Raw genomic sequence first — 12,130 nt, forward strand, 5'->3', positions numbered from 1 at the left:
AACGAACACCGCCAGCATCGAGGGCACGAAATGGGTGACTGTCACCGCTTCGGTTTCGATCACCCGCGCCAATGCTGCGGGATCACGATGGGCATCCGGATCGGCGAGGACCAGCCGGGCGCCGACCTGTAGCGGCCAGAAGAACTCCCACACCGATACATCGAACGTTGCTGGTGTCTTCTGCAACACCACATCCGCCCCCGACAACCCATACACCGACTGCATCCACACCAAACGATTCACAATCGCTGCATGCGACACCGCCACACCCTTGGGTCGACCCGTCGACCCGGAGGTGAAGATCACATACGCGGTATTCCCCCCACGCACCACCCCACCCCGATCGACATCGGTCACCGGCGCATCCGAATACCCCGACACATCCAAACGATCGACCTGCAGCGCCGTCCATTGCCCCGCACTCCGATCGGGCAGAACGATTCCATCGGTGGACCGAGTCAGCACACAGACCGGACGGGCGGTATCCAGCACATCCGCGATCCGGTCGGCAGGGTGTTGCGGATCGAGCGGAACATACGCGCCTCCTGCCGCGAGCACCGCATACAAGGCAACCACCAGGTCGATCGACCGCGGGATACCCACGGCCACCGGCTGGTCCGGCCGGACCCCGATCGACATCAGCAGCCGGGCCATCCGGTGCACCCGGCTCGCGAATTCGGCGTAGGTCAGCGACTGTCCCTCGAAGGTCACCGCGACCGCTCGGGGCGTTCGCGCCGCCTGCGCTTCGAACATCGAGAGCAACGTCGCCGTGGGATCCACGGGGTAGGCGGTGGCATTCCAGGTGTCGAGCACCGATGCGCGTTCCTCGGCGGTCAAGACGTCGATCGCGCCGACAGCAACTTGCGGATCGGCCACAACGGTGTCCAGGACGCACCGCAGACGCAGCACGAACGACACGATGGTTGCTGCGTCGAACAGGTCGGTCGCGTACTCGACAACTGCGCAGAGCCCGGCACCGTCCACAGCATCTGCCACGGAAAGGTGCAGGTCGAATTTGGCTGTGTGCGTGTCGATATCGAGCCACGAGGCGTCCAGCCCGGTCGAAGCCAATTCGACACGTGCGGTGTTCTGAAAGTCGAGCATCACCTGGAACAGCGGATGCCGTGCCGTCGACCGCGGTGGGTCGAGCACCTCGACCAGACGCTCGAAGGGCACCTCGGCATGGGCGAAGGCGGCGAGGTCGCGCTCACGCACCGCTGCGACCAGGTCGGTGAACGTCAGCTCCGGCCGGACGTCGGTACGCAACACCAGGGTGTTGACGAACATGCCGACCAGCTCGTCCACCTCGTGTTCACCGCGACCCGCCACCGGGGTGCCGATCGCGATGTCCTGCTGCCCCGACAGCGTGGCCAACGCCGTGGCGAACGCCGCGTGCATCACCATGAACAGCGATGCGTTCGCGCCCTGTGCGATCATGCGCAACTGCCGCACCGTCGCGGGGTCGATGGCGAACTCGTAGCGCGCGCCCCGACCGGACGCTTGCATCGGGCGGGGCCGATCGGTCGGCAATCGCAGCAGGTCCGGCAGACCAGCCAACTCGTCGCGCCAATACCGAATCTGGCCCGACAACACCGATTCCGGATCGTCTTCCGACCCGAGGACCTCACGATGCCACAGTGCGTAATCGGCGTACTGCACGGCCAGCGGCCCCCAGTTCGGCGCAGCGCCGGCGCGCCGCGCCGCATATGCGCGTGTGAGATCTCGGGTCAGCGGCGCGAGCGACCAACCGTCGGCGCTGATGTGGTGCATCGCTACGACGAGCACATGCTGGTCGTCGTCGATGCGCAGCAGGGTGAACCGCACGGGTAGTTCGCGATCGACCAGAAAGGGCATCGCGACCAGTTCCCGAATTCGTTCGAGCACACGTTCGGCAACGATCTCTTCGGTGCTCATCGGGCTACCGACCTGGTCGAGCGCCAGCACCGATTGGCAGGGGACGCCGTCGGCGGCAGGATACGTGGTGCGCAACGATTCGTGCCGGGCCAGCAGGTCGGTGACCGCAGCGGCGAGGGCGGTGCGGTCCACCTCGCCGCGCAGTCGAATTGCTGCGACCAGGTTGTTGGCCACCGACATCGCGTCGAACTGATTGAGGAACCACATACGCTGCTGCGCGTAGGACAGCGGCACCACCGCGGGACGGGCGCCGGCGACCAACGGCGCCCGGTTACGGGTCCGGTCGGTGCTGGACAACCGCCCGGCGATCGCTGCGACGGTGGGGTATTCGAACACCGTACGCACCGGGACCTCCAACCCCAGCGCAGCAGCCAGGCGGCCGGTGATCTGCGTGGCCACCAGTGAGTTGCCGCCCAAGGCGAAGAAGTCGTCGTCCAGGCCGACTCGATCGACGTGTAACACCTGCTCGAACACCGCGGCAACGGACCGCTCGACGGCGGTACCGGGTGCGCGGAATGCCTTGGTGGTCGGCGCCGGGTCCGGCAGTGCCTTGCGATCCAGCTTGCCCGAAGGGGTCAGCGGCATCTCCGGTATCGATACGTACACCGACGGCACCATGTACGACGGCAGCACCAGCCGTAGCCGCTGTTCCACTTCCGTCGCGAGCAGATCGGACGGGATGTCGCCGACGATGTAGCCGGCCAATGCATAGCCGGTCGGCTGGTCGACGATCCGCACCGCGGCCGCACGCACGTCGTCCATAGCCAGCAGTGCGGCTTCGATCTCACCCAGTTCGATCCGCTGACCGCGCAGCTTCACCTGGAAATCGGTGCGCCCCAGATATTCCAGAGCTCCGCCGCGGCGGCGCACCAGATCCCCGGTGCGATACATCCGGCTGCCGGCCGGTCCGAACGGGTCTGCGACGAAGCGGTCGGCTGTCAGATCGGCGCGGCCATGATAGCCCCGGGCCACTTGGACTCCCGACAGATACAGCTCGCCGGCCACGGAGTCGGGTACCGGGCGTAGTCGCGCGTCGAGCACCAGGGTTCGGCTGCCTCGCACCGGGAGTCCGATCGGCGCCGGGCCGCGGTGGGTCGCATCCACCGGGGCATGGGTCGCATGCACGGTGAATTCGGTCGGGCCGTAGAGATTGTGCAGCGCCGCGGAGCTCACCGCGGCGAATGCAGCGGCCGCCTCGCCCGTCATCGCTTCGCCCGCGACGAACACCGTACGCAGCGAAGCGAGTTCATTCGGCGCGGCGGCCTCGGCGAACACGGTGAGCATGGAGGGCACGAAGGAGGTCATGGTGACCTGGTACGCGGCTATGGTCTCCGCGAGATACCGTGGGTCGCGATGCCCATCGTGCTCGGCGACGACGATTCGCGCACCGCGAGCCAGTGGCGCGAACAACTCCCAGACCGAGACGTCGAACGCCGCCGGGGTCTTGAACAGCACCACATCCTGTGCGTCGATCCGATATTCGCTCGCGATCCAGCTGATTTGATTCACCACGGCGTCGTGTTGCACCGCGACGCCTTTCGGCTGGCCGGTGGAGCCGGAAGTGAATATCACATAAGCGGTGTCGGCCGCATGCAGCGCAGCGCGACGCTGTGCGTCGGTCACCGGCGCCGTCGAGTACCGCGCGGTGTCGAGACCGTCGACCTCGATACACGGCACCGGGTGCGCTGCGCTCGGGCGCCCCTCGTCGACCTCGAAGGCCGAACGGTCGCGAGCGCGAGTCAGCACACAAACCGCGCCGGCCGCAGCGATCACCTGGGCGAGCCGGGCTGCAGGCTGGTCCGGGTCCACCGGGGTGTACGCCCCGCCCGCGGTGAGCACCGCGTAGGCGGCGACGACGAAATCGACCGAACGTCGGATGCCGAGCACAACCAACTGCTCCGGCCCGACCCCAACGGCGATCAGCCGGCGGGCCAAACGATTGACCGCCTCGGCGAACTCTGCGTAGGTCAACTCCCGTTCGCCATCGCCCACGGCCACCGCGTCCGGAGTGCGCCGCACCTGCGCTTCGTAGGCGGTGAGCATCGTGGCCGCCGAGTAGACCGAACCCTCGGCGGCGTGTCCCGCCGCGAGAACGCGCATCTGCTCGTCGGCGTCGAGCAAGGGAAGATCGATCACCGCGATATCGGGATCGGTCGCATACGCCTGCAGGAAGCCCACCAGCCGACGCGCATAGCCGGCAATGGTGAGTTCATCGAAGAGGTCGGTGGCGTAGGTGAATTCCGCACGGATCCCCGCGGGCGCAGCGGCGGCTTGCCCGAGTCCGAATCCAGTGGACTTCTCGGTGATCGTGAGCTGCAGGTCCAGTTTGGTCACTCCGGTGTCCACAGCAGTCGCGCCGACCGACAGTTCGGGCAGTTCGAAATCGATGGCCTCGGCATTGTCGAAGGCCAGCAGCACCTGGAACAGCGGATGGCGCGCTTGCGAACGCGGCGGGTTGAGCACCTCGACCACTTGTTCGAAGGGCAACTCGGCATGCTCGAACGCGGCGAGGTCGCGTTCGCGTACGTGTGCCAGCAGCGCAGTGAACGGTGCAGCAGCGTCGATCCGGGTGCGCAGTGCCAAGGTGTTGACGAACATGCCGACCAGATCGTCCAGCGCCCGGTCACCGCGTCCGGCCACGGGGGTGCCGATGACGATGTCGTCGCTGCCGGACATGCGCGAGAGCAGCGCAGCCAGTGCCGCATGCATCACCATGAAGGTCGAAACGCCCTGTCCACGAGCGATGTCGGCAATCCGGTCGATCAATTGCTCGGGTATTTCGAATGCGAAAACAGCTCCCCGACCGGACGCGACCACCGGACGCGGCCGATCTGCGGGCAGGTCCAACTGGTCGGGTGCACCCGCCAGCGCGTCGCTCCAGAACGACAACTGGCCGGCCAGCGGCGACGCGGAATCGTCTGCAGCGCCCAACAACTCGTGCTGCCACACACTGTAGTCGGCGTACTGCACCGGAAGCGGGGACCACTCGGGCGCGGCTGCCCGGTGGCGCGCCCCATAGGCGGTCATCACGTCGCGGGCGAGTACCCGCAGGGACAAACCATCGCCGGCGATGTGGTGCACGACGACGATCAGTGCATAGCTGTCGTCGTCCACCACGAAGATTCGCGCCCGAATGGGGATTTCGCGCTCGAGGTCGAAACCGCGCACACCGAATGCGGCGAGCCGAGCATCGAGTTCGACCGCGCCGACCGGCTCCGGTACAGCTGCCAGGCCGTTCACCTCGGCCGCAGGCAACACCACCTGCTGCGCGGCGGGTCCGCCGGCATCGCTCGACGCGACGGCAGGGAAAATCGTCCGCAGCACCTCGTGCCGAACGACCAGGTCATCGAGTGCCTGCCGCAGCGCGGAACTGTCCACCGCGCCACGCAAGCGCACCACGAACGGCATGTTGTAGCTCGCGCTGGACCGCTCGAAACGGTTGAGGAACCAGATCCGCTGCTGCGCCGGCGACAGCGGAATCACCGACGGCCGCTGCCGGACGCGCAGTTGTGCGACCATCGGCGCATCGTCGGATCCTCCGGCTCGCTCGATCAGTTCGGCCAACTCGACCACGGTGCTGGCGGCGAACACATCACGAACTCCCAGCGAGCACCGCAGGTCGGCGCCGAGCCGTGCGGCGACTTGGGTCGCCACCAGACTGTTGCCGCCGAGAGCGAAGAAGTCGTCGTTGCGCCCGATCCGCTCGACGCCGAGTACCTCGGCGAATACCCGCGCGACGGCCTGCTCGACGGCGGTGGCGGGGGTTGCGTAGTCGACCGACGTCCGCACCGGAGCGGGCAGCGCGCCACGATCCAGCTTTCCCGAAGCGTTCACCGGCAACGTGTCCAGCACCACGTACGCGGCCGGCACCATGTATCCGGGCAGCGCCCTGGCGGCCGCAGCCCGGAGCCGGTCGGTATCCACCGCGCCCGGCTGCGCCTCGATGACATACGCGACCAGTTGCTCCCCGACACCCACATCGTCGCGCACCACGACCACCGCGCGGACCACCGCATCCTCGGCGCCGAGTACCGCTTCGATCTCGCCGAGCTCGATGCGCAGGCCACGCACCTTCACCTGGAAATCGGTGCGGCCGAGATACTCCAGCTCACCGTGAGTCGTCCACCGCACCAGATCGCCGGTGCGATACATTCGACCCCCTGCGGGGGCGTGCGCGTCCGGACCACCGAACGGGTCGGCCACGAATCGCACCCCGGTCAGCCCCGGCCGGTCGACATACCCCCGAGCGAGCTGTACCCCCGACAGATACAGCTCCCCCGGCGCTCCGACCGGTACCGGCCGCAGGCGCGTGTCGAGCACATAGAGCCGAGTGTTGAACACCGGCGCGCCGATCGGCACGGAGTCGGTGTCGGAATCGGTCACCTCGTGGAAGGTGACGTCGACGGCGGCCTCGGTCGGGCCGTAGAGATTGTGCAGTCGCGCCCCGGTCAGCACGCGTAATCGCTGGGCGAGCGCGGCGGGTAGCGCCTCACCGGAAGCGAACACCGAACGCAACGAGCCGTGCCGGGCAGTCTGCTGGCCCGCGAGGAACGCCTCCAGCATCGACGGCACGAAATGCACGGTCGTGATGGTGTATTCGTCGATCACGCGGCGCAGGTAGTCCGGATCCTGGTGCCCGTCCGGCCGAGCCAGTACCAGCGTCGCACCGATCTGCAACGGCCAGAAGAACTCCCACACGGAGACGTCGAACGTGGCCGGGGTCTTCTGCAGCACCACGTCGGTCGTGGACAGCTGGTAGGTGTGCTGCATCCACACCAGCCGGTTCACGATCGCCCGGTGACCGACCGCGACTCCCTTGGGGACCCCGGTCGAGCCGGAGGTGAAGATGACATACGCCGGATGATCCGGTTGCAAGGGCGCGAGGCGTTCCCGGTCCCAGATCGGTCCGGCATTGCCGGTCCGATCGAGGGTATCCACCCGCAGCACCGGTACACCGGACACGTCGGGCGCGGGGTCGCTTCCAGCGCTCAACACGCAGGTCGGGTGGGCAGTAGCCAGGATATGGGCAATGCGCTCTGCCGGGTGGTCGGGATCCAGCGGCACATAGGCGCCGCCGGCCGCGAGCACGGCGTAGATCGCGATCACCAGCTCTGGTGATCGCCGAATATGCACGGCCACCAGAGTTTCCGGTCCCACGCCATGGGCGATCAAACGCCGCGCGAGCTGGTTGCTGCGCGCAGCGAGCTCCTGGTATGTCAGGTCCGGCGCATCGGCGGCCCGCAGCGCCACCGCGCTCGGCGTGCGCGCCACCTGTGCCTGGAACAACGAGACCAGAGTCGCCGTGGGAACCGAGCCGGCGGACGGAACCCGCAGCTCGGCTTCCACGTCGAATCCGGTCTCGTTCCAGATTCGGGTGCTGACCTCGAGTTCCAACTCGGTGGCGACATCGATCGCGACGAGCGAGGTATCCAGCTCGACGGCGACCAGGCGCTCGAGGTAGCGAACGAAGCGGGCATGATGCCGCGCAATGTCATCGCCGGTGTAGAGGTGCGGATTGGCCTCGAAGTCGACGTGCACGCGATCACGGTCGCCGTAGTAGACGTTGAGGCTGAGATCCTCGACCGGGCCGGTGGACAACACGTGATACCGGCCGGCGGTGGTCCCCAGGGTGAGATCGCTGCGGAACAGCATGATGTTGGCCAGCGGTCCGAACAACCCGCGCCGCGCGGGTCCGCCGGCTTGCTCGGCGTCGCGACGAATGTCCTCGTGCCGGTACCGCTGGTGACGCAGCGCGCCCGCCACCTCCACTCGAGTGATGCGTAACAGCTCACCCCAACTCGAGTCGATCGGCAGGCGAAGCGGCACGATGTTCGACAACATGCCGGCCGAACGACGCATCACTGCTGTGGTGCGTGCGGTCACGGGCAGGCTCAGCACGACCTCGTCTCGGCCGGTCAACTGCCCCAAGTACCCGGCGAAGGCGGCGAGCAACACCACCGCGGGGGTCGAATCCTGGCTCGCGGCCAGGGCGTTCATCCGCTCGACCAGCTGGGAATCCAACGCCTGCCCGGCGACCAGGTTCGTTGCGCCGCGCGGTGCGCTGCGGCTGTCGAGGCTGGTCGGACTGTCCAGACCGGCCACCCGTTCGGCCCAATGCGCACGGTCGGTCAGATACCGAGTGGTGTCACGGTAGGCGTGTTCGCTGTCCGCCAGCGCAGCAAGCGTTCCCGGCCGTACGGTCTCGGGTTCGATGCCCAGCACGCGTGCGGTGTAGCGCTCGGCCACTCGCATGGTGTTGGTCAACGCGCCGTAGCCGTCGAGCACGATGTGGTGGGCTCGCAGGTACCAGAAGTATCGACGCTCACCGACGCGCAACGCGGCGCCCGCGAACAACCGGTCGGTCAGCAGATCGACTGGTGCGCTCGCGTCGGCGCGCATCCATTCGTGCGCTGCCGCCACCGGGTCGGCGTGCTCACGCATGTCGACCAGAGGGATGTCGACCGAGAGGCTCGGATCGACGTACTGCCGCGGAACGCCACCGGATTCCCCGAGTCGTACCAGCACCGACTCGTATTCTCGGGCTGCCTCGACCGAGACCTGCTGCAGCAGGTCGATGTCCAGCTCGCCGTGCACGTCGACGTATTGCGCGACGTTGATCGGCACGTCGGGGTCGAGCAATTGTGCGTACCAAACGCCGAGCTGGGCGGGTGCGAGCGCGAAGGGTTCGGGTGCGAGGGTCGACGACTCCGGCTGCGCGGTTCGCTCCGGAAGCGTGCTGAACCCACCCAACTCGGTCTCGTGCACCAGAGCCTCCTATTCGGCAAAACAGCTGTTCGAACGTTTTCGGGCAGCACGAATTGGCCGCTGCACCCGATGCACAACCTGGGTGCATGGCATCCGCCACCATGTGCGTTTCAGCGAGAGGCGCGAGCGGTGACACCACGCTCGCGCGTATTCGACAGATTCGTGTGAAAGAGATCGGTGCCCATGAGGTCACCGCCGTGACGAACTCGATGCCCGTCGCCGGTCTCGGCTAGCGCTTGATCGTTCCTCCAACGTCATGGCTGTGATGTGAGCATCACGGCTATGTCAGTTACATCACACGGATGGATCCGTGTGATGCGAACATTAGGCCCTTTGCAAATAAAACGGAACGAATTCCTCTAAAAAGTTCCGGGCGGACGTCCACGTCGGCTACTCGGCCGGAGAACCTGGACACCGCTATGAGCGCGACCACATTCGTGCTGAACGTACGCGCTGAAGAGCTATTGGCTCAGCAGACTAGATATCAAAACGTTGCATCTGCGTTGCATCGATCCCCAAGCGGCGATCGAGCACCCGAATCTTGGCTTCGATCTGCGCATACATCGGCGATGTGCGGTCGACGGTCGCCCGATAGGCTGCCCACGCCGCAGCATCGTCACGCCCTTCCGGTCCCGCGGTCCACCGGCGCAACACCCCAGAATCCCCAGAGCTCAGCGCCGCAGTACGCAAACGCACCCGCAATTCATCGCGAATGTCTATAACTCCTGGCGCGGTTGAGCGCGGAAGCACCGGACCGGCGTATAGACGTAATGCAGAATGCACATCACCGGAGTCGAGAGCCGCCCGCAATGCCTCCACATCGGTTGCGACCGGCACGCACAGGCGGTATGGGCGCGAGCTGACCACGGAGGGGCCAACGACAGCACGCAGACGCGATACCGCCGCCCGGATAGTGCCGTTGTCGAGGTCGGTATCGTCGAGCAGCAGCGCGAGATGGTCGGCGCCCAGACCTTCCGGGTGTTCGACCAGCAGCAGCAAAATCTCGGCGTGCCTTTGCGACAAGGGGACTCGATCACCCGCAACGCTCAACTGCGGCTGCCCGAGGCCGAGTACGTCGAGTCCGAGCCGACCCACCGGGTAGGACTGCGCATCGTCGCGGCGTGTATGCCCAGCCAACGCGCTGCGCTCGCCCGACCGCATCGCCGCCAACAGCAAGTCCATCTCCGCGGCGGTGGCGGTGGCTTTGACCAACGCGAGGATCTCCGGTTTGGCCACTCGGACCCCACCGGCGATCATCAACACCCCGACCAATCTGCCGTCCGGGTCGTGGACCGGCGCCGCTGCGCCGGTGATCAGATGCATCCGATGGAGAAAATGCTCCGGACCGTGAATCCATGCCGCCTGGCCGGTGCGCACGACCATGCCGACGGCATTCGTTCCGATTCGGCGCTCGCTCAGGTCGTCACCGGCTCGCAGGCCGATCTCCGCTGCAGCCGTGACCTGCTCGGCGTTGCCGTGTACCGAGAGCACGCGACCGAACTGGTCGGCGACCGCGACGATGAGGCCCGTTCTGGTCGTGTCCTGCACGAGAAGCTTGTCGATCAGTGGCATCAACGTGGCCACTGGATGCGCGTCGCGATAGCGCTGTAGATCGGCGCCGCGCAGGCCACGGCCATCGAGTACGTCCATCGGGTCCACCCCGCCATGGATGCTGCGCATCCATGATTCCAGCACCGCGGGACGCAGCAGTCCCGCGAGCTGCGCGAGTTGATTACCACCTGCGCTGAGATAACCGTGCGCCTGGGCGGCATAGACCTCGAGCGCACCGAGTTGAGCACCGGGCTCGACGCCGCGCCGTGGAGGGCGTCCGCCTGCAAAGTTGCCGACCATTTGCCTTTCTTTCCCCCCCCCAAACTCTACCGGTGGGTATACGGCGGCAACGGCGGATGCTGGCGTTTGTCCGACAGGTCACATCCGACGCGGGACCGGGCAAATTGTGACTTGCACGTCTTTCACTTCATCTGGCGAGGAAGCGATCGGCAGCCATTTCCGCGATCATCATGGCCGTGGCCTGCGGGCCGCGACTCAGCGGTATCGGTACGACGGACAGGTCCACGATCGACAAGCCCGTCACGCCACGTACCCGGCAGCGCTCGTCCACCACAGCGGCCGGGTCGTTGTCATGGCCCATGCGACACGTACCGGACAGATGCTGGGACGTAGCCAAATGCGTGTGCAGCCACCTGCCGCGATCACCTCGCTCCGGAATAGGGTCCACTGGTTCGGCACCCATTCGCCCCAGCAGTTCGCCGGCGATCGACACCGCATCGCTCAACCGGGTGCGATCCTGGTCTTCGACCAGATAGCGGTAGTCGATCAGCGGTGCAACGACCGGATCGGCCGAGCGCAGACGAAGTGAGCCAGTCGATCGCGGACGCATCAGCGCGGCGCCGAGAGTGTGACAGCCGGGCGTGAAAGACATCGTGTACGGACGGATTTCGACAGCGCCGACCTCGAGGACGCGTTCCAGTGCAATGGCCGGTCGTGCGGGCAGATCGGCCCGATAGTCGATCCCGATTTCGGGATGATCACTGAATCCGACGCCGACCCCGGCAGCCTGCACCACCGGGATACCCAGAGCTCGCAGGTGCCCCGGATCACCGATACCGGAACGCAGCAACAATGCAGCCGACTCGATCGCACCCGCGCTGAGCACGACTCGATCCGCCCACTCGGTGTGCGTGCGGCCCTCGCGCAGGCAGTCCACTCCGATCGCTCGTAACCCGTCGAATCGGATACGGGTGACGTATGTTTCGCCGACGACGGTCAGATTCGGGCGGTCAAGGGCGGGAAGCAGATAGCCCAGCGCGGGACCCATCCGCCGGCCATCCTCACTGGCGCACGGTACGGCGCCGACACCGTCGCCGGCCTCTGGCTCATTGAGATCGGGCACATCGGCATATCCCGCGGCCCGGCACGCCGCGGTGAACGCCGCGCCGACCGGGGACGGGTCCACGGTGCGACGCACCGGAATCGGCCCCCGCGCTCCATGCCACGGCGCGTCGCCGAAGTCGAGATCGCGCTCGATGCGGCAGTACATGGGCAGCACAGAATCGAACGACCATATCTCGGAGCCACCGAGCAGCCGTGACCACGCAGCGAAATCCATACGGGTCGCCCGCACGAAATAGCCCCCGTTGACCGTCGCGGAGCCGCCGATCACCTTGCCGCGCACGATGCCCGCGTGCACCGGCGGATCGTCGGCCAACGACACCGCATAGCGCCACAACCACTGCGCCTGTGGGCCGATCGGCAGCGCAGCGATGTCCAGCAACTCGGCGGGAATGCCATCCGGGGTGGTCCACAGCGGCCCCGCCTCGAGCACTCGTATGGTACGCCGGGAATCGGCGCTCAGCCGTGCGGCCAGAACACTCCCAGCCGTTCCACCACCAACGATGAGCGTGTCGACCATGAATTGCCCTCCGATTCG

3 protein-coding genes are annotated in these 12,130 nt (G+C 66.6%); all 3 read right to left on the reverse strand.

What is annotated here, in order from left to right:
* The coding region (locus tag K940_RS0101815) for a non-ribosomal peptide synthetase (RefSeq protein WP_231390214.1) at window positions 1-8,679 on the reverse strand (8,679 nt) is incomplete at its 3' end.
* A gap of 477 nt (window positions 8,680-9,156) precedes the next feature.
* On the reverse strand, window positions 9,157-10,530 hold the full coding sequence (locus tag K940_RS0101825; protein WP_028476108.1) for a GAF domain-containing protein: 1,374 nt from the start codon (window positions 10,528-10,530) through the stop codon (window positions 9,157-9,159).
* Window positions 10,531-10,657: 127 nt separating this feature from the next.
* Window positions 10,658-12,112: a mycofactocin system GMC family oxidoreductase MftG gene (mftG, locus tag K940_RS0101830; RefSeq protein WP_028476109.1), complete on the reverse strand. Its 1,455-nt coding sequence runs from the start codon at window positions 12,110-12,112 to the stop codon at window positions 10,658-10,660.
* Window positions 12,113-12,130 lie beyond the last annotated feature (18 nt).

Source organism: Nocardia sp. CNY236, assembly GCF_000482385.1.
Lineage (GTDB): Bacteria > Actinomycetota > Actinomycetes > Mycobacteriales > Mycobacteriaceae > Nocardia.